Source organism: Kribbella sp. NPDC056345 (genome assembly GCF_042262745.1).
Classification (GTDB): domain Bacteria; phylum Actinomycetota; class Actinomycetes; order Propionibacteriales; family Kribbellaceae; genus Kribbella.
Genome location: NZ_JBHJQQ010000015.1, coordinates 33060 through 57777, shown reverse-complemented (window position 1 = coordinate 57777; position 24718 = coordinate 33060). Strand labels below are relative to the sequence as shown.

General features: G+C 68.0%; 20 protein-coding genes. 12 read left to right on the top strand and 8 right to left on the bottom strand.

All coding sequences use genetic code 11. The annotated features are described in order from the left end of the window. Positions 1–6 precede the first annotated feature (6 nt). The gene (gene pepN, locus ACFCV3_RS35915) at positions 7–2451 is read left to right on the top strand and encodes an aminopeptidase N (RefSeq protein ID WP_376038100.1); all 2445 of its coding nucleotides are present in this window, start codon (positions 7–9) and stop codon (positions 2449–2451) included. Here pepN and ACFCV3_RS35910 read toward each other — a convergent pair. Continuing rightward, positions 2448–2984, bottom strand: a complete 537-nt coding sequence (locus ACFCV3_RS35910) for an RNA polymerase sigma factor (RefSeq protein ID WP_376038098.1) — start codon at positions 2982–2984, stop codon at positions 2448–2450. The two genes, pepN and ACFCV3_RS35910, sit on opposite strands and share 4 nt — an antisense overlap. A 58-nt stretch (positions 2985–3042) precedes the next feature. On the opposite strand from ACFCV3_RS35910, the gene ACFCV3_RS35905 reads away from it, so the two are divergent. Together ACFCV3_RS35905 and ACFCV3_RS35900 are read left to right on the top strand one after the other, a co-directional pair. Next, entirely contained in the window at positions 3043–4062 is a 1020-nt protein-coding gene (locus ACFCV3_RS35905) for a serine/threonine-protein kinase (protein WP_376038096.1), read from the top strand. Between the two features lie 44 nt (positions 4063–4106). Next, a complete protein-coding gene (locus tag ACFCV3_RS35900; RefSeq protein ID WP_376038095.1) occupies positions 4107–4724 on the top strand; it encodes a hypothetical protein in 618 nt (205 codons plus the stop codon). Here the strand turns inward: ACFCV3_RS35900 and ACFCV3_RS35895 are convergent. The 3 genes from ACFCV3_RS35895 to deoC are packed head-to-tail and all read right to left on the bottom strand — an operon-like array spanning position 4721 to position 7984. Further along, positions 4721–5596 (bottom strand): aldehyde dehydrogenase family protein, encoded by an 876-nt coding sequence (locus ACFCV3_RS35895; protein ID WP_376038093.1) that lies wholly within the window; start codon positions 5594–5596, stop codon positions 4721–4723. The two genes, ACFCV3_RS35900 and ACFCV3_RS35895, sit on opposite strands and share 4 nt — an antisense overlap. Then, positions 5586–7022 (bottom strand): aldehyde dehydrogenase family protein, encoded by a 1437-nt coding sequence (locus ACFCV3_RS35890; protein WP_376038092.1) that lies wholly within the window; start codon positions 7020–7022, stop codon positions 5586–5588. The genes ACFCV3_RS35895 and ACFCV3_RS35890 overlap by 11 nt, the downstream gene beginning before the upstream one ends. Before the next feature lie 5 nt (positions 7023–7027). Next, positions 7028–7984: a deoxyribose-phosphate aldolase gene (gene deoC, locus ACFCV3_RS35885; protein WP_376038091.1), complete on the bottom strand. Its 957-nt coding sequence runs from the start codon at positions 7982–7984 to the stop codon at positions 7028–7030. Between the two features lie 46 nt (positions 7985–8030). Between deoC and ACFCV3_RS35880 the strand changes: the two genes are divergently transcribed. From ACFCV3_RS35880 to ACFCV3_RS35865, 4 genes are all read left to right on the top strand, one after another. Then, a complete protein-coding gene (locus ACFCV3_RS35880; protein WP_376038089.1) occupies positions 8031–8591 on the top strand; it encodes a PH domain-containing protein in 561 nt (186 codons plus the stop codon). A 2-nt stretch (positions 8592–8593) separates the two neighbouring features. After that, on the top strand, positions 8594–9484 hold the full coding sequence (locus ACFCV3_RS35875; protein ID WP_376038087.1) for an alpha/beta hydrolase: 891 nt from the start codon (positions 8594–8596) through the stop codon (positions 9482–9484). A gap of 123 nt (positions 9485–9607) precedes the next feature. Then, a complete protein-coding gene (locus tag ACFCV3_RS35870) occupies positions 9608–10549 on the top strand; it encodes a neutral zinc metallopeptidase (RefSeq protein ID WP_376038085.1) in 942 nt (313 codons plus the stop codon). Between the two features lie 158 nt (positions 10550–10707). Beyond that, a complete protein-coding gene (locus ACFCV3_RS35865) occupies positions 10708–11154 on the top strand; it encodes a hypothetical protein (protein WP_132413511.1) in 447 nt (148 codons plus the stop codon). Between the two features lie 10 nt (positions 11155–11164). Here the strand turns inward: ACFCV3_RS35865 and ACFCV3_RS35860 are convergent, their stop codons facing one another. Both ACFCV3_RS35860 and ACFCV3_RS35855 read right to left on the bottom strand, forming a co-directional pair. Beyond that, positions 11165–12829, bottom strand: coding sequence for a phospho-sugar mutase (locus ACFCV3_RS35860; protein WP_376038082.1), 1665 nt, complete (start codon positions 12827–12829; stop codon positions 11165–11167). Between the two features lie 63 nt (positions 12830–12892). Continuing rightward, complete coding sequence (locus ACFCV3_RS35855; RefSeq protein ID WP_376038079.1) at positions 12893–13354, bottom strand: gamma-glutamylcyclotransferase; 462 nt, start codon at positions 13352–13354, stop codon at positions 12893–12895. Positions 13355–13385: 31 nt separating this feature from the next. Here ACFCV3_RS35855 and ACFCV3_RS35850 point away from each other — a divergent pair, with 31 nt between their 5' ends. The 3 genes from ACFCV3_RS35850 (at position 13386) to ACFCV3_RS35840 (ending at position 19987) form a co-directional block, all read left to right on the top strand. Next, a complete protein-coding gene (locus ACFCV3_RS35850; protein WP_376038076.1) occupies positions 13386–14765 on the top strand; it encodes an NAD(P)H-quinone dehydrogenase in 1380 nt (459 codons plus the stop codon). 587 nt (positions 14766–15352) lie between these two features. Beyond that, positions 15353–15688 carry a hypothetical protein gene (locus ACFCV3_RS35845; protein ID WP_376038074.1) on the top strand — a complete coding sequence of 112 codons (336 nt, stop codon included), beginning with the start codon at positions 15353–15355 and terminating at the stop codon, positions 15686–15688. 213 nt (positions 15689–15901) lie between these two features. Then, the gene (locus ACFCV3_RS35840; RefSeq protein WP_376038071.1) at positions 15902–19987 is read left to right on the top strand and encodes a S8 family serine peptidase; all 4086 of its coding nucleotides are present in this window, start codon (positions 15902–15904) and stop codon (positions 19985–19987) included. A gap of 118 nt (positions 19988–20105) precedes the next feature. On the opposite strand, the gene ACFCV3_RS35835 is transcribed toward ACFCV3_RS35840, so the two are convergent. Further along, positions 20106–20792 (bottom strand): hypothetical protein, encoded by a 687-nt coding sequence (locus ACFCV3_RS35835; RefSeq protein WP_376038069.1) that lies wholly within the window; start codon positions 20790–20792, stop codon positions 20106–20108. A gap of 151 nt (positions 20793–20943) precedes the next feature. After that, positions 20944–21741 (bottom strand): hypothetical protein, encoded by a 798-nt coding sequence (locus ACFCV3_RS35830; protein WP_376038066.1) that lies wholly within the window; start codon positions 21739–21741, stop codon positions 20944–20946. Between the two features lie 163 nt (positions 21742–21904). On the opposite strand from ACFCV3_RS35830, the gene ACFCV3_RS35825 reads away from it, so the two are divergent. Both ACFCV3_RS35825 and ACFCV3_RS35820 read left to right on the top strand, forming a co-directional pair. Continuing rightward, positions 21905–23485: an N-acetylmuramoyl-L-alanine amidase gene (locus ACFCV3_RS35825; RefSeq protein WP_376038063.1), complete on the top strand. Its 1581-nt coding sequence runs from the start codon at positions 21905–21907 to the stop codon at positions 23483–23485. Then, positions 23482–24702, top strand: coding sequence for a SpoIID/LytB domain-containing protein (locus tag ACFCV3_RS35820; protein ID WP_376038060.1), 1221 nt, complete (start codon positions 23482–23484; stop codon positions 24700–24702). Before ACFCV3_RS35825 ends, ACFCV3_RS35820 begins: the two co-directional genes overlap by 4 nt. Positions 24703–24718: the final 16 nt, after the last annotated feature.

Below are 24718 nucleotides of genomic sequence, written 5' to 3'. Positions count from 1 at the left end.
CAGGGCATGCGCGCCCTGACAGTGGAAGAAGCCCGGCAACGGGCCACGGACCTAGCCCTGGGGTCCTACTTGCTCGACTTCGACCTGACCGATCCCGGCGACACCTTCGAGGTGACGAGCCGGATTCGGTTCACTGCGGTCGGTGACACGAGCTGGGTGGATGTGAAACCCGAGCGCCTGCTCTCGGTCGAGCTGAACGGGCAGTCGCTGGACCCGGAGCTGCTGGCCGACGGTCGCTTCCCGCTGACCGGTCTGCAGACCGAGAACGAGCTCGTCATCCACACCGTGCAGAAGTACTCCGTCGACGGTGAGGGTCTGGTTCGGTCGGTCGATGCGGCCGATGGGCGCGTCTACACCTACGGCATGTCGTCGCTCGAGTCCGCACCCCGCTACTACCCGTGTTTCGACCAGCCCGATCTCAAAGCGCCGTACACAGTGACGGTGAAGTGCCCCGAGGAGTGGGTGGTGCTCGGCAACGGCGCCGCCACCCGGACAGCGCCGGGGGAGTGGGTGCTGGCCGAGACCAAGCCACTGTCGACGTATTTCGTCGCCATCGCCGCCGGCCCGTTCCATCTGATCCGCAGCGAGTACGACGGGATCCCCCTCGGGCTGGCCTGCCGGCAGTCGCTCAAGGAGCCGCTGGAGGCGGATGCGGAGGACCTGTTCCGAACCACCCGGGACTCGTTCGACGCGTACCACCGGATGTTCGCGCAGCGCTACATGTTCGGTGAGTACTGGCAGGTCTTCGTGCCGGACTTCAACCTCGGCGCGATGGAGAATCCGGGCTGCGTCACGGTCTCCGACGACTTCCTCTACCGGGCCCAGGCGACCGAGGCCGAGCGCAGCACCCGGTCCCGCGTGCTGGTGCACGAGATGGCGCACATGTGGTTCGGTGACCTGGTCACCATGAAGTGGTGGAACGACATGTGGCTGAACGAGTCGTTCGCCGAGTACATGGCACACCGCGTGGCCGAGGAAGCGACGGCGTACAAGGGGAACTGGACCGATTTCGCCTTCGTCCGCAAGTGGTGGGGGATGCAGACCGACCAGAGCAGCTCGACCCACCCGGTCGCGCCGGACAGTCTGAAGGACGCGCGGCAGTCGCTCGACGACTTCGACGGCATCTCGTACGCCAAGGGTGCCGCGGTACTCAAGCAGCTGGCGAAGTACCTCGGTGACGACGTGTTCCTCAAGGGCGTCAACGCGCATCTGGAAGCACATGAGTACGGCAACGCGGACCTGGCCGAGTTCATCGCGAAGCTCACCGAGGCCGGTGCGAGCGGTCTCGCGAACTGGTCCGACCAGTGGCTGCGCACCTCCGGTCTGGACACGCTCACCGCCGAGCGCACCGCGACGGGTGTCGTCCTGCATCGGCAAAGCCCGGACGACTCGCGCCGCCCGCACACTCTGACGGTCGGTGGGTACGACGAGGCCGGTGCACCCACGATTGTCGAGCTGGTGCTGGATCAGAACAGCGTCGAGGTTGCCCTCAGCAACGACATCGCGGTGATCGTGCCGGACGCGCAGGACGACACCTGGGTGAAGATCCGGCTCGACGACACCACCCTCGCCAACCTGCCCACCGTCCTGCCGAAGATCGCGGACAGTACGACGCGCGCCGTGATCTGGAACGCGGTGCGCGACGCGACGATGACCGGCGATCTGGATCCGCGGCAGGCGCTCGCCCTCTTCGCCACAACCGTCGGGCACGAGAACAGTGATGTCGCGGTCGAGTCGCTCGTCCGCTGGCTGCTGGAGAAGGTGGTCGGCGGCTACCTCCCGTACGACGAATCGCGCGCAGTGGTCGTGGATGCGCTGGAAGCCAAGCTGGCGAGCGCGGAGCCGGGCAGCAGCCTGCAGCTCGCAACCGCCCGCGGCTTCGTGGCAGTCACGAACAACGTGGACCTGTTGAAGGGGTGGCTGGCCGCAGGTGAGTCGGTGCCGCGAGGGCTGGAGGTTGGGCAGGATCTGCGGTGGGCGATCCTGCTTCGGCTGGTGCGGCTCGACGCAGCCGGTGAGCCGGAGATCGTCGCCGAGCATGCCCGGGACCAGTCCTCCGAAGGAGCTGTCGAGGTCGCGCGCTGCCGGGCGGCGTCACCGGCCGGCAAGGAAGCGGCTTGGACCCGGATCATGACCGACCCGGAGATCGGCGTTCGCGAGCTGCTCGCCACGGCCGAGGGTTTCTGGCATCCCGGTCAGGCCGCGATCACCGCGCCGTACGTCGGAAGGTTCTTCACCGAGATCGCCGGAACGGCCGACATCCGGGCCGGCATGGTGCTGATGCTGACCGCGAACCGGATCGTGCCGCGGTACGCGATCGACGCCGGCCTGATCGGTGCCGCCGAGGCGCTGAGCCAGGACGAGACCGTCACCTCGGGGATCCGCCGTGCCGTCGCGAACTACCTCGACGACCTGCTCCGAGCCGTCGAGGTCCGCCGCCGATACAGCTAGCGGACGGTGAGGCGCTCTGCCACGGCCTTGCGGGCCTGGTGGATGCGGGCCTTCACGGTCCCCAGCGGTACGTCGAGCTCGTCCGCGATCTCGGCGTACGTGAGGGCGCCGAGGTCGCGCAGGACGAGCGGCTGGACGAGCTGAGGGTGGCTGGACTCGAGGTGTTCGAGCGCCTCGAGCAGGTCCAGCCGGGAGCCGGCGATGACCGAGGTCGTCCGCGGGTCGACGGCCTCGGGAAGGTATTCCGAGGTCTGCTCGACCGAGCGGCGCTTGAGGGAGCGGTAGGTCTGGCGGGCCTGGTTCGTGGCCACGATCGTCACCCAGCCGGCGAAGCTGCCGGTGCCCTTGAAGGTGTGCAGCTTGTTCGCGACCTGGAGCAGGGTGTCCTGGACCGCCTCCTCGGCGTCCTCGCGGTACGGAAGGAACTTCGCCACCCGCCGCTGCACCAGCGGCCGGATCGCGTGCAGCAGCTCGGGCATCTCTGACTCGTCCTTCAGAGTGCGTGCCGCGAGTGCTTCGAGTTCCTCGTTCATACTCCCCCAGAGAGTGGTGTTCCCCGTTCGAACCGGTCGTGACCGACAATAGCTCTCGATGGATGTCATCGGACGGTACCGGCTGCAGGACCAGATCGGCGCGGGCGCATTCGCGACGGTCTGGCGAGGCTACGACGACGACCTCGACGTGGACGTCGCGGTCAAGATCCTCGCCGACAACTGGGCGTCGCGCGCCGACGTGCGCGAACGCTTCCTCTCCGAGGCCCGGTTGATGCGCCGGATCGCGAGCGACCGGGTGGTCCGGGTCTTCGACCTGGGCCGGCTGCCGGACGGCCGCCCGTACTTCGTCATGGACTACGTCGGCGGCGGCACCCTCGGCGACCTGTTGCGGCAGGGGCGGCTGGATCCGGTGGACGCGTTGTGGTGGGGCGCGGACCTGGCCCGGGCGGTCTCCGCGCTGCACAACGAGGGTGTCGTACACCGCGACGTCACCCCGGCGAACCTGCTCCTCCGGGAGAACGTGGGTATCGAGTCCGGCGGCGGTACGCACCGGATCGTGCTGGCCGATCTCGGGCTGGCCAAGCGGGCCGCCGAGGCTTCTGGACTGACCCAGGCGGTCGGCACACCGTCGTACATGGCACCTGAGCAGGGGCGTGGCGACGGCGGGTTCGACGAGCGCGCGGATATCTACGCGATCGGTGCAGTGACCTACGCGCTGCTCACGGGGCATCCGCCGTACGCCGTCGCTTCGATTCCAGATGTGCTCAACCGCGACCCGGATCTGCTGCCGGACAGTCTGTACCCGGTCCTGCACGAAGGGGTCGGCGAGCTCGACGACATCTTCGCGCGGGCCTTGGCCTACAACCCGGTCGATCGCTGGGACCGGGCCGAGACGTTGGCCGAGCGGCTCGAGGCCGAGGCGTACCGGCTGGAGCAGGAGGCGCCGCTGCGCGCCCTCGAGCGGACCAGCATCACCGACGACAACGAGGTCTCGACGACCGTCGCGACCAACCCGCCAGTACGGCGTCGCCGCCGGCTCTGGGTGTGGTTCGCGGCCGCGCTGCCGGTGGTCTTCGTGGCGGCCGGGGCCGGTGGCTGGTTCCTGTTCGGACAGTGAGACGAGGCTCCTCACAGCCGGTGATGACTGCTTAGAGTAGCGACATGGCTACTCACCGCAGTCTTCTGGTCCTCGGTGCCGCCGTACTCCCGCTGGTGTTCGGCGTTCCGGCGGCAGCCCAACCCGCCGCGAGCTACGCCTGCCGGGCCGACACCAAGTTCGGCAAGCATCTGGTGTCGCTACGCCAAGGCGTCGACGCGAAAGCGCCCGCGACGGTCAAGCCGAACCACCGGTTCTCGATCACCGTCGACCTCAAACCCGGCCAGCTCCCTGGCGAGGTCAAAGGCTTCAAACTCAAAGAGGTCCGCGACCTCGCACTCCGCGTCCCGATCCCACCCAACTCGTCGTACGTGAGTGCCACCCTGACCGGCGGCTCCGGCCTCAACTCCACCCCGTCCGTCCGCCTCGACGGCCGCACCGCGGTCATCACGGTCAGCGGTCCCATCCCCGGCGGCTCGGCGTACCAGCTCCCGACCCTGACCGTCCGCCTCAAAGCCGGCCGCCGCGGCGCCGTAGTAGAAACCCGCCTACAGGGCACGTCCTACGACAACCCCGGCCTCACGCTGACCGCCAAGATCAAGTGGAAGTTCATCACCATCAACTCGCCGGTCAGCTGCTACCCCGACCCGAACCCAGCCCTCACCCGAACGACCATCCGTTAGATGCCGATGGGGTGCCAGACGGTCTTCAGTTCCAGGTACTGGGTGAGGCGGGACAGGCCCGGGGATTCGGTCCAGTCCTCGGCGGCGGGGCGGCGTACCCGCTTGAGGTTGTCGGCCGCGGCCGCCTCGAGGTCGCGGGCCTCGTCGGCGTCCTCGATGCCGCAGAGGTCGATGGCGTTGACGTCCATGTGGGAGGCGAGCCAGGGGCCGATCTCGGAGGCCGAGCCGGTGAGCAGGTTGACCACGCCGCCCGGGAGATCGGAGGTGGCCATCACCTCGCCGAGGGTGATCGCGGGCAGTGGGCGCTCGAACGACGAGACGGCGACGACCGTGTTGCCGGAGACGATCGCGGGGGCGATCACCGAGGTCAGGCCGAGCAGGCTGGAGTCCTGCGGGGCGAGGACTGCGACCACACCGGTTGCCTCGGGCAACGAGAAGTCGAAGTACGGGCCGGCCACCGGGTTGCTGGATCCGACGACCTGGGCGAGTTTGTCGGCCCAGCCGGCGTACCAGACCCAGCGGTCGATCGAGGCGTCCACGACCGCGCGGGCCTTGGAGATCGACAGGCCCTCGGAGGCGGCGACCTCGGAGCTGAACTGCTCGTGCCGCCCCTCCATCACCTCCGCGATCCGGTAGAGCACCTGACCACGGTTGTACGCCGTTTTGCCCGACCAGCCGCCGAATGCCTTGCGGGCGGCGACGACCGCGTCCCGGGCGTCCTTGCGGGAGGCCTGGGAGGCGTTCGCGAGGAACTTGCCCTTGGCGTTGCTGACGACGTACGACCGGCCGGACTCGCTGCGCGGGAAGGCGCCACCGATGTACAGCTTGTAGGTCTTGCGGACCTCGAGACGCGAACTGTCCTTAGTGGGCAAGGTAAGCCTCCAGGCCGTGACGGCCGCCTTCGCGGCCGTAGCCCGACTCCTTGTAGCCGCCGAACGGCGAGGTCGGGTCGAAGCGGTTGAACGTGTTGGCCCAGACCACGCCGGCGCGCAGCTGGTTGGCCATCCAGAGGATCCGGGAACCCTTCTCGGTCCAGATCCCGGCGGACAGCCCGAACGGCGTGTTGTTCGCCTTCTCGACAGCTTCCTGCGGGGTGCGGAAGGTCAGCACCGACAGCACCGGCCCGAAGATCTCCTCGCGGGCGATCCGGTGCGCCTGCGACACGCCGGTGAAGACGGTCGGCGGGAACCAGTAGCCCTGCGTCGGCAGCTCGCACTCGGGTGACCAGCGCTCGGAGCCCTCGTCCTCACCGATCTGCGACAGCTCCCGGATCTTCGCCAGCTGGGCCGACGAGTTGATCGCGCCGATATCGGTGTTCTTGTCCAGCGGGTCGCCGACCCGCAGTGAGCTCATCCGACGCTTCAGCCGCGCCAGGACCTCGTCGTACACACTCTCCTGGACCAGTAGCCGCGAGCCTGCGCAGCAGACGTGACCCTGGTTGAAGAAGATGCCGTTGACGATGCCCTCGATGGTCTGGTCGATCGGGGCGTCCTCGAAGACGATGTTCGCCGCCTTGCCACCGAGCTCCAGCGTGACCGCCTTGTCGGAACCCGCGACGGACTTCGCGATCGCGCGGCCGACTGCGGTCGAACCGGTGAAGGCGACCTTGTTCACATCCGGGTGCTCGACCAGCGCCTGACCGGTCCGGCCTGCGCCGGTCACGATGTTGACCACACCTGGCGGCAGATCCGCCTGCTGGCAGATCTCCGCGAAGGCGAGTGCAGTCAGCGGAGTCGTCTCGGCCGGCTTCAGCACGACGGTGTTGCCCGCGGCGAGCGCGGGTGCGATCTTCCAGGCCAGCATCAGCAGCGGGAAGTTCCACGGGATGACCTGACCGGCCACACCCCAGGGCTGCGGGTCCTCCCCGGCACCGGCGTACTCGAGCTTGTCGGCCCAGCCTGCGTAGTAGAAGAAGTGCGCGGCCACCAACGGGATGTCGACGTCACGCGACTCGCGGATCGGCTTCCCGTTGTCCAGGGACTCCAGTACGGCGAGCTCGCGCGCCCGCTCCTGGATCAGCCGCGCGATCCGGTACAGGTACTTCGCCCGGTCGCGGCCGGCCATCGGCCCCCAGACCTTCTCGAACGCCTTCCGGGCGGCGCGAACCGCTTTGTCGACGTCGGCCGGTCCAGCCTCACTGACCTCGGCCAGCACCTCTTCCGAAGCCGGGCTGACGGTCTTGAACGGCTTGCCGTCCGTCGCCTCGACGAAGGCGCCGTTGACGAACAGCCCGTACGACGACTTGATGTCGACGATGGCCCGCGATTCGGGGGCCGGTGCGTACTCGAATCTGCTCATGCCTGTCAGTCCAAGGTGAAGTAGTCGGGGCCCGGGTAGTGACCGGTGGCCAGCTTGGTGCGTTGCATCAGCAGGTCGTTCAGCAGGCTGGACGCCCCGAAGCGGAACAGCTCCGGGTCCAGCCAGTCCGGTCCGGCGGTCTCGTTGACCGTGACCAGGTACTTGATCGCGTCCTTCGCGGTCCGGATCCCGCCGGCCGGTTTGACGCCGATGTGCAGGCCGGTCGACTCGTGGTAGTCGCGGACCGCCTCCAGCATCACCAGTGTGACCGGCAGGGTCGCGGCCGGGGACACCTTGCCGGTGGAGGTCTTGATGAAGTCGGCGCCGGCCAGCATCGCCAGCCAGGACGCGCGCCGTACGTTGTCGTAGGTGACCAGCTCGCCGGTCTCCAGGATCACCTTGAGATGCGCGTCACCCGCGGCCTCGCGGATCGCGGCGATCTCGTCGAAGACCAGGCCGTAGCGCCCGGACAGGAAGGCGCCGCGGTCGATCACCATGTCGACCTCGTCGGCACCGGCCGCGACCGCGTCCTTGGTGTCCTGCACCTTGATCGCCAGGCTCGAACGCCCACTGGGGAAGGCGGTTGCCACGCTCGCCACGTTGATCCCGGTACCGCGCAGCTCGAACTTCGCCGTGGCCACCAGGTCCGGGTAGACACAGACCGCGGCTACCTGGGGAGCGGTCTGGTCGGCCGGATCCGGGCGCTTGGCCTTGGCGCACAGGGCGCGCACCTTGCCCGGGGTGTCCGAGCCCTCCAGTGTGGTCAGGTCGATCATCTGGATCGCCAGGTCCAGCGCGTACGCCTTGGCGGTGGTCTTGATCGACCGCGTGCTCAGGGTGGCGGCACGAGCCTCGGCGCCGACCTGGTCGACGCCCGGCAGCCCGAGCAGGAACCGGCGCAGCCGGTCCTCGGACGAGGTCACGTCGGCCAGACTGTCGACGCCTGTGTCGGTAGTGGTCACCCTTGCCAGCATAGTGCCGATCCGGACAACCAGTTACGTTGTGCGGGTGAAGTCGAAAGAGGCCGAGACCGAGACCTATCTGTCCACGTCCAACCGGATCTCCGGCGTGATCGTGATCGTCATCGGAGCGGTCGGGCTGCTGGACATCGTGCTGGAGTGGCGGACCGCCACCGGACTCATGGCCGGCTGCCTGATCGCGATCCTGATGGTGCTCGCGTACTGCGGCCTGATCCGGCCCGCGGTCACTCTCAGCCCGGCGAACATCGTCCTGCGTAATCACCTGCGGGACCGGGTGATCCCGTGGAACCAGGTCACCGGTGCCGATGTCGCGGACATCCTCCGCGTCCACACGGATGCGGGCCGGTTCCGGGCACCCGGCGTACAGCTCGTCATGCGTGATCTGCGCAAGCAGCGCGTCGGCGGCCGCAAGCTCTCGCCGGACAGTTCGTTGTCCCGTGCGGATCTGGTCGTCGGCCGGATCGAAGCGCATATGGATCAGTACGGCGCGGTCGACGGTGGTGAGGTCAAGACGAACTGGGCCCGGCCCGAGCTGATCGCGATCGGCGTGCTGGCCGTCGTCGCCGGCGTGGCCGCGTTGTCCCGCTGACGATGGTTCTCTCCCGCCGCGCGCTGCTGGGCACAGGTGTTGCGGTAGGGGTCGCGGCGGTGGCCGGTCTGGAGACCGGTCTGATTCCCGGCCGGGCCCGCGTGCACGACCTGCTCGGACTGACCGGTCCGGATGGCGTCGTGCCCGACGTATCGGCTGGGCCTGTGGTGTCGGGCACATTCGAATCGTTCGGTCGCCGGACGACAGTGGGGTACTCGATCCTCTATCCCGATGGGTATCAGCCATCCGACGCACTGCCGGTGGCACTGGTGCTGCACGGACGTGGTGGTGATCACACCTCGGCAGTGCGTGACCTCGGCATCGACCGGTACCTGACTGCCGCCGTACAGGCTGGATCGCCGCCGTTCGCGCTGGCCACGGTGGACGGCGGGCCGGACACGTACTGGCATCGCCGGGTCACCGACGAGGATCCGGGGTTCATGATCGACCAGGAGTTCCTTCCCCTGCTGACGAATCGCGGTCTCGACACAGCGCGGTACGGCGTCTTCGGCTGGTCGATGGGCGGGTACGGCGCTCTGCTGTATACGGCCCTGCATGCGTGGCAGCGCCGGGTCCGCCCGGGGATGCGCGCGGTCGCGGTCGCGGCGCTCAGCCCGGCGGTGTGGCGGCGCTACGAAGATGTTGCCCCCGGCGCCTTCGACAGCCGCGAGGACTTCGAAGGCGGTCAGCTCTTCGGCCGGCAGGTCAGTCTGCAGGATGTTGCCGTGCGCATCGATTGCGGACGGGACGACCCGTTCGCGAAGGCGGCGGCGCAGTTACGGACCGAGCTCGGCGCGGCGGGTGGGCAGCAAGCGGGGGCGCACACGCAGGGATATTGGCGGCGGATGCTACCGGCCCAGCTGACGTTTCTCGGTGGGCGACTCCGGCACTGACGAAAATTGGCGGGAACTGGGACGGAATCTTTGACGTCGGAGTTCGTGTCCCGGCCGGCGGATGAACCCCCGGTCCCCCCAAGATGGGCCCTGACAGTCCCTGAATTTTCGAGAGTGGAGCTCATGGTCAACCTCTCCCGCACCACCCGACGCGGCCTGGCCGGAATCGCTGCGCTGACCGGTCTCGCGGTTGTCGCGCCGACCGGCGCCCAGGCGACCCCGACGGCCGACGCCGGTACCCGTCCGGTTCCCGTTGTCGGCCACACCGCCGAGTCGGGTGTCGACGAGCACGAGCACGAGCACGCCGCACCGACCGCGAAGGCCGGCCTCACCGGCCCGGCGGCGCTGAAGATCGTGCGCTACAACAAGCTCTACAAGACCGGGCCGATCCCGGCGTCGCGCTGCAAGGAGGTCAACGTCTCCATGCGCACGGTGGCCGGCGTCAACCAGTACAGCACGCAGCTCTACAAGTGCCTGTACGCCGCCTGGAAGCCGATCCTGGCGCAGGCCGGGGCGAGGTCGACCGCGGCTCCGAAGTTGCACATCACCACGGCCCGGACCGCGAACACCCGGTGCGGCGTCGTCTCGCTGTCCCGCGCGTTCTACTGCGAGAACAACATCTACTTCCCGGCGAACGTCATCGTCAGCATGTGGAAGCAGAACTCGACCTACGCCCGGGTCTACGCGACCAACACGATGGCGCACGAGTACGGCCACCACATCCAGGAAGCGACCGGCATCATGGACGCGTCCTGGTGGCGGCAGCGGGCGATGAAGACCAACACCGCCAAGATGGAGGAGAGCCGTCGTCGTGAGCTGCAGGCGTCCTGCCTCGGCTCGGCGTACATCGGTGCGAACCGCCGCTTCTACCCGATGACCGGGGTGCTCTACAACGAGTGGCGCTGGCTGGTGAACCACTCGGGTGACCAGAAGGGCTACCCGCGGGACCACGGTTCGTACGCGAACCACGGCTGGTGGTCGGAGCACGGTTTCTACGCGACGAGTTCGACCACGACCTCGGCACGCTGCAACACCTACGAATCGGCGCCGGCGCGCGTCTCCTGATTGCTACGTAACTCAGCCGCCTGGTACGCGTTGCCGTACCGGGCGGCTGTTGCGTTTTGGCGACAACCACACGATCTGCGATCGTGTGGTTACTTGTTTCGAATCCGCACGCCCTACAGTTCTGTAGTCGAACGGTCGAACGGCAGGAGTCAAGGACAGTGAACTACGACGAGTTCAACACCGAGTACGCGAAGGTGCTGGACAAGATCCAGAGCGGTAGAAGCAGCTGGTCGGAGCTGTCCGGGCACGTTACCCGGCTGCGCCAGGCGACCGCCGGGATCACGACGCCGGCGGAGCGGACCCAGGTCGCCAGCGATCTGGCCGCGTTGAGCCAGATGGTCGACATGTCCCGGCGTACCAACGACAAGGAGGACGTCTGGACGGTCACGTCCGACGCGATCCGCCGGGCCAGCAGCCAGGAGGGTTCGGTCGCCGACCGGATCAGCCGGATCGACGCCGCCATCAACGACATCACCAGCCTGGCCGGCCGGAACCCGGACGAGCGGGACGCGCTGATGCAGTCGACCAGCACCCTGCGCATCCTGCACTCGTCGCTGCAGGCCTCCCTGCGCGCCGAGCAGGCCGAAGCCGCTGCGGCGCACTGAGAGTTCCCTTCTACAGCCCCAGGGCTGTCGAGAGTGCTTGCTTGATTCCCTCGAGATCGTTCGCCGCGGCCACTCGCGCCGCGGCGACATCCTCGTTCTGGACCGGGATGACGACCTCGAGGTAGCACTTGAGCTTCGGCTCGGTGCCGGACGGACGGACGACGACGCGGGCGCCTTCGGACAACGTGTACCGAAGGCCATCCGTGGGCGGTAACGCTTCCGACCCCTCAGCCAGGTCATCGATCTGTACGACGCTGTGCGTGCCCAGCGTCGTCGGGGGAGTCGTGCGCAGGTTCGTCATCGCGGTCTGGATGAGGCTCAGGTCCTCGACCCGCACCGACAGTTGGTCGGTGGCATGCAGGCCGTACTTGCTGGCGAGGTCGTCGAGCAGGTCGAGCAGCGTCCGCCCCTCGGCCTTCGCCCGGGCCGCCATCTCCAGCACCCGGACGAGCGTCGACACGCCGTCCTTGTCCTTCACCGCGGCCGGGTCGACGCAGTAGCCGAGCGCCTCCTCGTAGCCGAAGACGAGCTCCGGGACCCGGCCGATCCACTTGAACCCGGTGAGCGTCTCGACGTACCGGACGTCGTAGGCCTTGGCGATCTTGCCGAGCAGCGACGACGAAACAATCGAGCACGCGGCCACGCCGTCGGGTCGGGTTGAGAGCAGGAACTCGCCGAGCAATGCCCCGAGTTCGTCCCCTCGCAGCATCCGCCAGCCTTCGCCCGTCGCGCCGCCTGCCCCCGCGCCGCCTACCGACGGGTCCGGCACCGCCACTGCGCACCGGTCGGCGTCAGGGTCGTTCGCCACGGCGATGTCAGCCCCGATCTCCCTCGCCAGCTCCAGGGCCGCGTCGATCGCGCCGGGCTCTTCGGGGTTCGGGAAGCTGACCGTCGGGAAGTCCGGGTCGGGGTCGGCCTGGGATGCGACCACGGCCGGTACGGCGAACCCGGCCCGCGCGACCGCGTCCTCGACCAGGGTCCGGCCGACGCCGTGCAGAGGCGTGTAAGCGACGTTCAGCTCACGAGGGGCGTCTGCCGGTACCAGGTCGGCAATGCGGTCCAGGTAGGCGTTCAGGAGCTCGTCACCGGTGGTCTGCCAGTCGTCGCCGCGCGGAACCGACTCCAGCGGCCCGACCGCGGCGATGGCGGCGGCGATCTCCGCGTCCGCGGGCGGCACGATCTGCGAGCCGTCGCCGAGGTACACCTTGTACCCGTTGTCCTGGGGCGGGTTGTGCGAGGCCGTCACCACGACGCCCGCGACTGCTCTGAGGTGCCTGATGCCGAAGGCGATCACCGGGGTCGGCGTGGGCCGGTCCAGCAGCACCGCGTCCAGCCCGGCGCCCCGGACCACGGCAGCCGTGTCCTGCGCGAACACGTCCGACTTGTGCCGGGCGTCGTACCCGATCAGGACCGGGCCGTCGGTCAGCCCGTTCGCCTTCAGGTACGCCGCCAGTCCGGCCGCCGCCCGGATCACCACGACCCGGTTCATCCGGTTCGGCCCGGCGCCGACGGCGCCCCGGAGCCCCGCCGTACCGAACTCCAGCGTCCCGGCGAACCGATCCGCCAGCTCAGCCGTGTCACCGGCGTCCAGGAGCTGCTGCAACTCGGCGCGGGTGTCGGGGTCAGGGTCTTCGCTCAGCCAGGCTTCGGCAGCGGCCCGCAGCTCATCAGTCACCCCCGCAGATTAACGTCCGAACGATCGGAGGGCGTGGTCTCCGGATCTTCGGACGTTACGAAATCAGTGGCCGGACGACTGGCAGGGGCGGGAGCGCAGTTCGGCGACGTAGTCGTCGGGGGCGCCGGCAGCTTCGGCGGCCTCGGCGAGGATGCCGACGTAGCGGGCCGAGGGGAGGCCGCCCTCGTAGGCGTTCAGGACGTACATCCAGGCCAGTTGCTCGCCGTCCAGGGTCTGCACCCGGACCTGGATCTTGCGGTAGACGCCCTGGTCTATCCACTCCCACTCGTCCAGGCGCTCGATGTCCTTCGGGTGGATGTCGTAGAGCGCGACGAAGACCTGGTTGGCCGGGTCGGAGGGGTCCTCGACGACGGTGGCCATCGAGCCCTCCCAGCCGAGCTCCTCACCCCCGAAGGTCAGGCGCCAGCCGACGATCCAGCCGGTGCCGCGCAGCGGCGAGTACGGGCAGCGCTCGGCCATCAGGTTCGGGTCCAAATTCGACGCAAACGCGGCGTACAGGGTCACGAGAAATCAGGATACGGAACAATGGCCTCTTGTGGCGCGAGTTGTGATCATCGGTGGCGGTCCTGGCGGGTACGAAGCGGCGAGTGCGGCCGCCCAATTAGGGGCGGAGGTGACAGTCGTCGATTCCGACGGGATCGGCGGTTCTGCGGTCCTGACCGACTGCGTTCCGAGCAAGACGCTGATCGCCACCGCCGAGGTGATGACGGAGGTGGAGGAGGCCGGCGAGCTCGGCCTGCGGGTCGACGACGGCGACGACGACCCGGCGAACTCCGTCTCGGTCGATCTCGGGGTGGTCAACCGGCGGGTCAAGGCGCTGGCGACGGCCCAGTCCGAGGGCATCGAGCGCCGGCTCGCCTCGGACCAGATCCGGATCATCAAGGGCCGCGGCCGCCTCGACGGGCCCGAGACAGTGGTCGTCGGCGACGAGCGGCTGGCCGCCGACGTGGTGCTGATCGCCACTGGTGCAAGGCCTCGTGTGCTCAAGGGGTCCGAGCCGGACGGCGAGCGGATCCTGACCTGGGAGCAGGTCTACGAGCTCGACGAGCTGCCCGAGCGCCTGATCGTGGTCGGGTCCGGTGTCACCGGTGCGGAGTTCGCCAGCGCGTACGACGCCCTGGGCAGCGACGTGGTCCTCGTCTCGTCCCGGGACAGGGTGCTGCCCGGTGAGGACGCCGACGCGGCCGCCGTACTCGAGGATGTCTTCAAGCGGCGCGGGCTGACCGTGCTGAGCAAGTCCCGCGCCGAGTCGGTCAAGCGCCAGGGCGACGGTGTCATCGTCACCCTGACGGACGGCCGGATGGTCGAGGGCTCGCACGCCCTGCTGGCGGTCGGTTCACTGCCGAATACCGACGAAATGGGCTTGATCGAGTCGGGCGTGTCGCTGACCGACGGCGGCTTCGTCCAGGTCGACCGCGTCTCCCGGACCACGGCCCGTGGCGTCTACGCGGCCGGCGACTGCACCGGCGTACTGATGCTGGCCTCGGTGGCCGCCATGCAGGGCCGGATCGCCATGGCACACGCCCTCGGCGACGCCGTCGCCCCCCTCGACCAGTCCACCGTCTCGGCGAACGTCTTCACCGCCCCCGAGATCGCCACCGTCGGCCTCACCCAGGCCGCCCTCGACGCCGGCGGCAGTACGGCGATGGTCGTCAAGGTGCCGCTGTCCGACAACGCCCGCGCCAAGATGCAGGGCGTCCGCGACGGTTTCGTCAAACTCTTCTGCCTACCGAACACCGGCATCATCGTCGGCGGCGTCGTAGTAGCCCCGCGCGCCTCCGAGCTCATCCACCCCATCGCCCTGGCCGTCGCCGCCCGCCTCACCGTCGACCAGGTCGCAGCCTCCTTCACTGTCTACCCCTCCGTCTCCGGCTCCATCGCCGAAGCTGCCCGCCGCCTACACCTACGCAGCTGACCCTGCCCGCGACAGTGCCCTTCGGGGCACTGTTGATCGGGGTGGCGCTTTCTAGCATTGAGTGGTGAGTGGGGAGCGCGCGGTCGCGGAGGAGGAGCGGGCGCGGACGGCTGCGCCGCGGCCTGGCGGTGACGCGTCGGATCGGCCGCAGGGGGCGCTGGCCAAGGCTGGTAATGCTGCTAACGGGCAGGTCGGACCGTGGTTGCGCGAGCACGCATCGGCCGCGATCGAGGCACTGGCCGCGACACCGCCTGACTTGCCGACCGCGCTGACGACTCTGAACGGGTTCTCCACCGACGACATCGTGAAGGTTCTGCGCGGGACGAGTGCTGCGAAGCGGAAGAAGCTCGGGGAACTCCTCGACAGCGGCGGTGCGCCGGCGGTCGACGTACCGCGGTTGTCCCTCGCGTTGAAGATGGCCAGCGTGCCAGGGGCCGCCGCGGCTCGCGCTGAGCGGCTGCACGACATGATCCGGGGCGATGACCTGTCCGAGGCCTACGAGCTTCTGAACGGCTTGTCCGTCGCCGACCAGGAGAAGACGCTGGGGATGCTCGACGAGGCCACCGGCCGGGGAACGGGAGGCCCGGTTGCGCGGGCAGATCGCCAAGGACCACGACCAGCTGGTGGCTCCGGAAGCCCCGGACCCGAACTGGAAGCCCAAGCCCGGGATTCCGGCCGACAAGCAGAAGCCGAAGATGATGGATTCCCCCTTCGACCCCAAGGACAAGCACGGCGATCCGGCCGACCGTGTCTTCACCATCCGCAAGGAGATCGTCGAGGCGATCCGGGCCGCGGATCCGATCATGAAGTGGGGCGGGCAGGACCTCGGCGGCGCCAGTGGCGACCTGATGCACTTCGAGCTGAACGACGGGGTCGTGAAGGACAAGGGCGTCTACTCGCGGAAGCCGAAAAAGCAGGGGTAAACCTTCGTTCACCGATCTCACGCAGTGTGATCGGGCTCTTCGGCGTGATTCCGGGCCGAATCAGGGTCGGGTGATTTGTATCGGACACGAATAGTTACTGCTGCTCGCGGACGGCGGGAAACGGACAGCTCCAATCGCTTTTCTGCGGACCGGAGCGGGTTTACATTCCTGACGAATGGGTCGGGGGACCGCCCGTGTTCCGGAGGGGAAAGTATGAGACGACGTGTGTCACGTGGTGCCGCCGTGCTGGCAGTGACGAGTCTGGTGCTGGCGTCGGTATCGGCGCCGGTGCGGGCGGCCACCCAGGCCGATGGGCCGCCGGGGCCGCTGCAGGTGAAGACCGCGGCCGATGCGTTGCTGGCCAAGCTGGATCCGAAGCTCGAGGCGAAGGTCAAGAAGGGCGAGACCGCGCCGGTGGCCGTGTTCGCGACCGTGCAGGGCGATCCGGCGGCGGCGAAGGCCGTGCTGGACAACGCGCGGGTGGCCGCGACCGGTGACAACGGGCTGGTTCTCGGTTCGATCCCGGTCCAGGCGCTGCCGAAACTGGCCGCCGTACCAGGTGTGGTGTCGGTGCGGCCGGTGGAGCTCGGCAAGACCGGGCAGCCGCTCGGTGATCCGGATCCGGAGCTGCACAAGGCGCCGACGCAGGCCGAGAAGCAGGCTGCTCGGGCCAAGCTGCAGACCAGTGAGGTTCCGTACGGCGAGGCGCCGGCGCCGCGCGGTTCGAACTTCGAGAAGCTGCGCAAGCAGAACCTGCTGGACGCCAAGACCCACGACTTCACGGGTGCCTGGAACGCCGGAATCACCGGTCAGGGCATCACTGTCGGCGTACTGGATGGTGGTACCGACTTCGGGCACCCGGACCTGCTGAACACCTGGCAGACCTGGACCGGCCAGACCGGGACCAAGGCGGGGTGGAACGGCTGGCCGAAGGCCTTCGACCCGTACGGCACGCTGCAGTGGCTGTCCGCGCCTTCGCAGGTCGACGACGGTCTGTCCTGGTTCACCAAGACCACAGCCGCTGGTTGTGTGAAGTCGGGTGCGTCGTGCTCGGTCGACTTTGCCACCAAGACCGGTCCGTCGCGCAACTTCAGCGCCCCGGCCGGGACGGTGAAGCACGCGTACGACTTCCCGGCGTCGTGGAGCAAGTCCGGCACGGTCAAGGTCGGCAGCCACCCGGACGACTACCTGCTCCAGCTGTACGGCGAGCGCCCGGCCTACCTGGTCACCGACCCGCACGCCGCCGGCGTCTACGACACGGTGTACGTCGACCTCGACGACGACCACTCGTTCGCCGACGAGAAGCCGGTCACCAAGGCCTCGCCCGCGTCGTACCGGGACATGAACGGCGACGGTTACACCGACCTGTCCGGCGGACTGCTGTACTTCATCTCCGACGGCAAGACCGAGGTCCCCGGTGGCCAGGACGCGTTCGGAGTCCACGACACGTCGTACGGGCCGGGTGAGCTGCTGGCCTGGACGGGTGACTTCGATCCGCAGATCGAGGGACACGGCACGCTGACCGCGTCGAACATCGTCGGGCAGGCCGTCATCAACGGGAAGGCGCCGACCTTCAAGGACATCCCCGGTGGCAAGTACGCCGGTGCCGTCCTCGGTGGCGCGCCGCACGCCAAGCTGGCGCCGTTCGGCGACATCTACCTCGGCTTCGACTTCTCCACGCAGTTCGGGTACCTGCTGTCCACCCGCCAGGGCGTCGATGTCACGTCGAACTCCTACGGGCAGTCCACCGTCGACAACGACGGCTGGGACGCGGCCAGCCAGGAAGCCGACGTGATCCACGACGGCTCGAAGACCACCCCGCTGTTCTCGACCGGCAACGGTGCACCAGGCTTCGGTACGACGGGATCGTCGCCGACTGCTGGTATCGCGGTCGGCGCGTCCACGCAGTTCGGCGGAAGCGGTTGGGACTCGATCGTGCGGACCAAGCAGATCATGGACAACGACGTGGTCGTGTGGTCGAACCGCGGTTTCCAGTCGAACGCCGCGAACGGTGTCGATGTGGTTGCCGACGGCGCCTATTCGCCGGGTGACGTGACCCTGAACACGATCCTCGACGGACGCGAGGCCTGGACCACCTGGGGCGGCACCAGCCGCTCGACCCCGGTGGCGGCCGGCGCGACCGCACTGATCTACCAGGCCTACGAGAAGGCGCACGGGGTGAACCTGCCGGCCGGCTTCTACAAGACCGCCAAGGACATCCTGAAGACGTCGGCCCTGGATCTTGGGTACGACGCCAACGTGCAGGGGTCGGGGTCGATCGACGCCGGCAAGGCCGTGGCGAGTGCCCTCGGTCGCCGGGCTGTGGTCAGCCCGTCGGAGTGGCGGGTGGGCGACTACCGCGGGAAGGAGTACCCGGCGTTCGCGAATGTCATCGCACCGGGCGGCACGGACTCGCAGAAGTTCAATGTCAAGGGTCTCTGGCAGGTCAGTGACCGGCAGTTGGTGCGGACGGCGAACGACACGTTCTCCTTCACCAGCAAGGATCTTCAGCAAGAGAGCACGTCGAACTTCAATGCGCCGGACTACCTGCTGGATCTGACATCTCGCGTGAAGAAACATCGTGATGCCGATCTGATGCTGATCAAGGTCGAGTACCCGCGATCGGAATTCGACGGTGACAAGAACCTGACCGAGGATCAGGGGTGGCGGCTGCTCACCTACAACTGGACCGACGTCAACCACGACGGCAAACTGTGGACCGACAAGGACCACAACGGCGTCGTCAACCACACCGACAAGACGACCAGCTCGAATATCGACGGTTTCAAGGACCTCGACTTCGCGAAGTCCGAGATGCAGCAGGGCGAGTACGGCCGGTTCATGTACCACCGGGCCGGTGCGAACGCGTTGCAGTCGCTGGTCCGCGAGCCGGCGTCGCGGATGGCGGACGGCCTGTTCCTGGGGCTGCAGCACTCGGCGAAGAACGCGTCGATTCCGGTGACCCACTTCAAGATCTCGATCGACTGGTACAAGAACAGCGACTGGAAGTGGATCAGCACTCCTAAATATGCTTCGGGATCCTTCACCGCGTCGATCAAGGTTCCGCCGCGGACGCCGTACGGGATGTACTCCGGTGCCGTCGTACTGAGCCGTGGTTCGGACTCGATGGTGGTGCCGGTGTCTGTCGCGGTCGGGGCTGTCGCGTCGCAGGACGCCGCGGGGAAGTTGACCGGGGCAACCACCTTCGGTGGTGCGGACGTGGCTCGGGCGCAGCAGAACTACACGTACAACAACGGGTCGGTGTTCGGTGCGAACGACTGGACCTGGCGAGCCGAGTCCGGTGACTGGCGCTTCTTCTACCTCGATGTGCCGAAGGCGCCGGCCGAGGGGACGAAGTTCCTGGTCAACACTTCGTGGAACGACGCCGGTCCGGCGACCGATCTCGACACGTTGATCATGGGCCGCTCGCAGAACCACTTCCAGGTGGTGCCCGACTCTGTCTGGGGCGCGCCGTACACGCTCAACACCGTCGGGAAGAGTCCGAACACCAATGTCCGCGCGGGTGTGTGGCGCTTCGACACGGCGACCGGTGGACCGGCCGATGTGGTGACCGCGCCGGCACAGGAAGGCCTGCAGGCGTTCGCCGTGCATCAGGTCGGGTGGCAGGGTGACCAGTTCAACGCCCCGTTCAAGATGCAGGTCGGCAGCGCGTCGGTCGCTCCGGCATCCGTCGTACAGACTGCTGATGGGGACAGTGGTGCCTTCGACGTGAAGTTCGAGTCGAGCGTGGCGCTGGACGGTCTGAAGGCCTCCGCCTTCGGTCTCAGCCAGCCGAGTACGACGACCGAACCGGCGCACCAGGACAACCCGGACGACCCGGCATCCTCGACGTTCAAGCGGAACATCACGTTGTCGCACGCCTCCCGCCTGAGCGTCAGCACCGCGATGGCCGGCAACGACCTCGACCTCTACGTGGTCCGCGACGCCAACAACGACGGCGTCTTCGCCCCCTCCGAGATCGTCGCCTCCTCCGCCGGGGGTACAGCGAACGAGTCCGTCGACCTGATCAGCCCGCCCGACGGCAACTACCAGATCTGGGTCCACGGCTTCGCCGTCGCCGGTACGCCGTCCTTCACCTTCACCGTCAACGCAGTCCAAGGCAACGACCTCACCGTCACCGGCCTCCCCACCGGCCCGATCCAACCCGGCACCCCGGTAACCCTCCACCTCACCTACAACAAACCGATGACCCCCGGCCAGACCTACACCGGAGAGCTGTTGCTAGGTCCAACAACCGCCCCATCAGCCCTGTCGGTCCCGATCAAGATCACCAGATAGCGCGCACCGTACAGAAGAACGGGTAGTAGTCACCTTCCCGCGTCGTCCCAGCCCCGGCTCACGCCCGGGCGACCGACGTCGCGCCGACTACTACCCGTTCGTCCGTACAGCTCCCCGCTCACACCCGCTTCGTGGCGGAGTAGGCGTACCAGACGGTGCTGCTCGAGGGGACGTAGACGCGGTAGTCGCGGCTGCGGTTGGTGATGATCGTGTACGACGCGGCGCCGGTCTTCGTGTTGGGGTAGGCCCACCCGAGATCGGTCCAGGTGTTGGAGCCGATATCGCGCTTCTGGAACAACACCCGCCCGTGGTGCCGCGTGAACGCCTTGCTCTTGGTGCTGTAGTAGGTCGCCCGCGCGTACACCGTGGTCTTCGTACCTTGGCGGACGCCGGTGAGACCGATGGCGGCACCGGTCTTCACCATCGACGTGGCGGGCACGAGGTCGGCGACCTTGCGGCCGTTCTTGTCCCAGCCGATGCCACTCGTCGGCTCCCACTTCGCGGCACGCCCGATCGGCAACTCGTAGATGGCGGCACGACAGGTTTGGCCGACGCCACAGCCGAAGCCGATGCTGTAACCGTCCGGCCGGGTCACGTCCCAGGAGGCGGAGGCCACCGTCCGTGGACAGTCCCGCCCGAGCCGGAAGTCAACGTAGGCATCCGGCCTACTCACCACCAGCTTGTAGGGCACCCCTGGCGAGCAGGTCGCGGTGATTCGGGATGGCGCGGCCTCGGCGACCTGCTGGCCGAGCACCAGTCCGGGGACGAGTACGACGAGAGCCGCGGTGAGAGAGCGGTAACGCATGAGGTCTCCTTCGGGATGGCGACCGTCACCCCACGGTCGCGCAGGCGGAGACTACCGCTCGAGTGTTGCTGCTGTCTGCGGAATTGCTTTGCAGGTTGATGCAAAGGCCCCGGCAACCTGGTGGTTGCCGGGGCCTTGCAGTGCTGCGGGTTTACTCGCCGCCGAAGTCGCCGAAGTCCCAGCCGCCGGAGTCGCCGCCGCCCATGTCTCCGCCCATGTCGCCACCGCCCATGTCTCCGCCACCCATGTCGCCGCCGGCGAAGTCGCCGTAGCCGCCGCCGGCGAACATGCCGCCGAGCATGGTGCCGAGGAACATGCCGGTCATCACGCCGCCCATGGCGCCGAACATGCCTTGGGCGTACGGCGAGTAGGCCGGGCCGGCCTCCCAGTACGGGACGCGCTGCGGGCCGACCATGACCTTGCGGACGTCGGGCTCGGCGCCGGCGCGGACGCGCTCGGCGTCAGCGGCGCAGGCGGGAACCTCGCGTGGGGCGCCACCGGGCGGGGCCCACTGGACGTCTTCGGTCGAGGGGCCGTGCTGGGGGTTGAAGAAGCACGACGGGCGCCGCTGCGGAAGGGGCTCGCCGTTGACCCGGGCGCGCACGCAGGTGGCTGCGTAGCGGCCGTCCTCGAGGATCTCGATGACGTGCTTGATCTGGTCGGCCTCGGTCACCTGGCCGACGGCCTGCTTGGCCGACTCGTAGGCGTCGAGAGCGCGCTGGTAGTCCTGCCGGGCGCCGTCGCCGAGGTCCTTGCCGACCATGTCCAGGTCGAGGTCCTGCAGCTCTTCGCCGAAGCGCGTGATGTCCTCGTCGGCGGTCCGCTTGACCGACTCGAGCTCGGCCGCGGTGATCTCGTGCTGCTTGCGCGACTGCAGCTGGGTCCGCTTGTACGAGCGGTACGCCAGCACCGCGATCACCACCACAGCGATGATCAGGATGAATTCCATGTCGGCCTTCTTCAAACGTCGGGGCTGTACGGCGAGCCTACCGAACATCGCAAGTCCGGCACGCCACGCAGGGTGACCACAATCCCCGGAATGCCGTCACTCAGCGCGCATAATCGATTACCGCCGCCCAGCGACCGCATTGCCCCCGCCGGAAGGCTGTTCGATGAGCAAGACCCTCCGACTCCTCACGCTCACCGCGACCGGCCTCGCACTGGTCGCTCCGCAGGTGCTGCCGGGCCTCACCACAGCACCCGATACCGCCGTGCCCGATACCGCAGCGCCCGATCCGGCCACGCCGACGTACCAGGAGCTCGCGATCACCGGGCCGTCGGTGGCTGCCGAGACCACGCCGTTCGCGATGGTCGGTGTCACCTGGCCGGCCGGCGCGCACGACGTCCAGGCCAAGGTCCGGATCAAGTACGGCGACCAGTGGACCGGCTGGCAGGCCCTGCACGTCGAGGACGGCCACGGCCCGGACACCCCGGAAGGCAACCCCGGTACCGAACCACTCTGGGTCGGTGACGCGACCGGTATCCAGGCCAGCGCAGTCGACGCCACCGGTACGACGATCGCCGGGGCCAAGGTCACCCTGATCCAACCGGGCGTGCTCCCCACCGACAGCGCCGAATCCCCGGAGGCGCACGACATCGGGCCGGCCGCGAGCCGAGCGCCGTACCCGATGCCGAACGTCTGGAGCCGCAAGCGCTGGGGTGCCGACGAGCGGCTGCGCAACGTCAACAAGGGGTGCTCCCAACCGAAGTACAGCAGGACCGTGCTGGCGGCATTCGTCCACCACACCGCCGATCGCAACGACTACACGCGGGCGCAGGTCCCGGCGATGCTGCGGGCGACGTACGCGTACCACGTGAAGAGTCGCGGCTGGTGCGACCTCGGCTACAACTTCCTCGTCGACCGCTTCGGCCGCGCCTTCGAGGGCCGGTACGGCGGCGCCCAGCTGCCCGTCCTCGGCGCGCACACCGAGTCCTTCAACTCGAACTCGTTCGGCGTCTCGCTGATCGGCAACTTCGACAAGACCGCGCCACCGGCTTCGATGCTGGAGGCAACGGCCCGGGTGATCGCCTGGAAGCTCGACGCCAACTACCGCTCACCGACCGCCAGTATCGTGCTCGCCCGGCATCGGGTGAACACGATCTCCGGCCACCGCGACACCAAGGCAACCGCATGCCCTGGGCAACAGTTGTACGCGAAACTCCCTTGGCTGAAGCAACGGGTCCAGAAGTTGATGGGTGGCACGGTCTCGACCCCGATCTACCGATTCGCGAAGACGATCGGATTCCGGAGCCTCGGGCAACCGTTCTGGGGTGAGCACAAGACGCGGACCGGCTGGGCGACGTACTTCGGTGCTCGCGACATCTTCTACTCGGTCTCCACCGGCGCCCACTCGACCGCGGGTGTGTTCCGGCAGCGGTACCGCCGCATGGGCCCCGACACCGGTCTCGGCCTGCCGACCACCGAGGTCCACAACGGCCGCGTCGGCGGCACGCGGGTGCAGTCGTTCCGCGACGGCGGCTTCTACTGGACCAAGCCGTACGGCGTTCGCCCGGTGACCGGCCTGATCTACCGCAAGTACGTCGCGATCGGGGCGGAGCGGTCGCGGCTCGGTCTGCCGATGACCGACATCTACAAGGTGAAGGGCGGGTTGCGGCAGAAGTTCCAGCACGGCTGGCTCACGTACCACGCACACCGCCGTACGGTTCTCGTCCAATACCGGAGTGGCTCATGAACAAGCGTGCAGTCGTCGCCATTGTCATCGCGTGCACCGCCGTCAGTGCGACCGCCGAGGCGCGGGAGTTCGAGCCCACCGCCGGTGCGGAGACCACGATCAGCGGCCGTGGTTTCGGCCACGGTCGCGGGATGTCGCAGTACGGCGCCCAGGGTGCGGCCATCGCGGGGAAGTCGGCGCAACAGATCCTCGACTTCTACTATCCGGGCACGACCGTCGGGAAGGCGACCGGGCGGATCAGGGTCCGGATCAGCGCTGACACCACCGATGGCATCCGGGTTGCCGCGGTCAACAACCTGCGGATCCGCAGTCTGGCCACTGACCGGCTCTACACCTTGCCCAAGGCATCGACCCGCGATCAGTGGTCGATCGACCCACATGGTGAGCACGGCACCAAGGTCAGCTCGTACGACACCAAGACGCGCAAGTGGACCCTGTGGAAGACGTTCACCTCGATGAGTCAGTTCGAAGGGCCGGTGCTGACGAGTCTGATCCTTCCGTCCGGTGCAGTACGGCGGTATCGCGGCGGACTGCGGGCGATCGATGTACCAGGCAAGCACCTGGACACGGTCAACGTCGTCTCGCTCGAGCATTACCTGCGCGGCGTCGTACCGCGGGAAGCCTTGTCCAGTTGGCGTCCGGCCGCGTTGCAGGCGCAATCTGTTGCTGCACGCACCTATTCGGTCTTCCATCGCAATCGCAGTGCCAAGCGGGCCTACGACCTCTGTGACACGATCGCCTGCCAGGTCTACGGCGGTTACAACGACGAGAAGAACGCTACTAATGCCGCGATCACGGCGACTGCTGGGCAGGTGCGGCTGTACAAGGGGAAGCCGATCATCGCCGAGTTCTCGTCGTCGAACGGTGGTGCCACCGCGGCCGGTCAGGTCCCGTACCAGGTGATGAAGCTGGACAGCTGGGACGCGTATCCGGGGAACGGGAATCCGAACGTGACCTGGACGGTGACGCGGAAGACGGCCGCGGTGCAGGCTGCGTTCGACGTCGGCACGATCCGCACGCTGCGGGTGATCCGCCGTACCGGTGTCGGGCCGATCGGTGGTCGCGCGGCCCGGGTGGAGGCGGTGGGGTCGAAGGGGCGTCGTGAGCTCAGTGCCGATCAGCTCCGCGGGCGGCTGCATCTGAAGTCCGCGTGGATCGCGTTCCCGGTCGCTCCACTTGATATGTCAACTCTTTCGGACGGATCCGTCGGTCGCTGACCCATTGACGAATTCT

Bases quoted from the DNA above. Each gene is read 5' to 3' on its own strand.
- pepN (WP_376038100.1), top strand. From the start codon at position 7: ATGCGCGCCCTGACAGTGGAAGAAGCCCGGCAACGGGCCACGGACCTA.
- ACFCV3_RS35910 (WP_376038098.1), bottom strand. From the start codon at position 2,984: ATGAACGAGGAACTCGAAGCACTCGCGGCACGCACTCTGAAGGACGAG.
- ACFCV3_RS35905 (WP_376038096.1), top strand. From the start codon at position 3,043: ATGGATGTCATCGGACGGTACCGGCTGCAGGACCAGATCGGCGCGGGC.
- ACFCV3_RS35900 (WP_376038095.1), top strand. From the start codon at position 4,107: ATGGCTACTCACCGCAGTCTTCTGGTCCTCGGTGCCGCCGTACTCCCG.
- ACFCV3_RS35890 (WP_376038092.1), bottom strand. From the start codon at position 7,022: ATGAGCAGATTCGAGTACGCACCGGCCCCCGAATCGCGGGCCATCGTC.
- ACFCV3_RS35875 (WP_376038087.1), top strand. From the start codon at position 8,594: ATGGTTCTCTCCCGCCGCGCGCTGCTGGGCACAGGTGTTGCGGTAGGG.
- ACFCV3_RS35870 (WP_376038085.1), top strand. From the start codon at position 9,608: ATGGTCAACCTCTCCCGCACCACCCGACGCGGCCTGGCCGGAATCGCT.
- ACFCV3_RS35840 (WP_376038071.1), top strand. From the start codon at position 15,902: ATGAGACGACGTGTGTCACGTGGTGCCGCCGTGCTGGCAGTGACGAGT.
- ACFCV3_RS35835 (WP_376038069.1), bottom strand. From the start codon at position 20,792: ATGCGTTACCGCTCTCTCACCGCGGCTCTCGTCGTACTCGTCCCCGGA.
- ACFCV3_RS35830 (WP_376038066.1), bottom strand. From the start codon at position 21,741: ATGGAATTCATCCTGATCATCGCTGTGGTGGTGATCGCGGTGCTGGCG.
- ACFCV3_RS35825 (WP_376038063.1), top strand. From the start codon at position 21,905: ATGAGCAAGACCCTCCGACTCCTCACGCTCACCGCGACCGGCCTCGCA.
- ACFCV3_RS35820 (WP_376038060.1), top strand. From the start codon at position 23,482: ATGAACAAGCGTGCAGTCGTCGCCATTGTCATCGCGTGCACCGCCGTC.